The sequence below is a fragment of the Sphingomonas sp. TDK1 genome (assembly GCF_001650735.1).
GTDB lineage: Bacteria > Pseudomonadota > Alphaproteobacteria > Sphingomonadales > Sphingomonadaceae > Sphingomonas.
Genome location: NZ_LXVY01000035.1, coordinates 4,646 through 5,032, shown reverse-complemented (window position 1 = coordinate 5,032; position 387 = coordinate 4,646). Strand labels below are relative to the sequence as shown.

1 protein-coding gene is annotated in these 387 nt (G+C 66.9%); it reads left to right on the top strand.

Annotated elements, in window-relative coordinates; genetic code table 11:
* Positions 1-387 (top strand): DUF885 family protein (locus tag A7X12_RS26420; protein WP_232318592.1); only part of this gene is annotated, 387 nt, incomplete at both ends.

The window sequence follows — 387 nt, the reverse complement described above, 5'->3', positions numbered from 1 at the left end:
TGCTGCCCAAGGCGTTCCGCAACCCCAACAAGGCCCCGCTGGAGATCCGCGCGGTGCCGGTGGAGATCCAGGACGGCGCCTCGAACGGCTATTACACCCGCGCCGCGCTGGATGGATCGCGGCCGGCCATCTACTGGATCAACCTGAAGAGCGTGAACGACTGGCCGAAATACTCGCTGCCCGCGCTCACCTTCCACGAAGGCCTGCCGGGCCATCACCTCCAGATCAGCACGGCGCAGGCGGCGGAAGGGCCGCTGATCCGCAAGTTCGGCTTCTTCAGCGCCTATACCGAGGGCTGGGCGCTCTATGCCGAGCAACTGGCCGACGAGCTCGGCGCCTATCACGGCCCGCTGGAGCGGGCCGGCTATCTCCAGTCCTTCCTGTTCC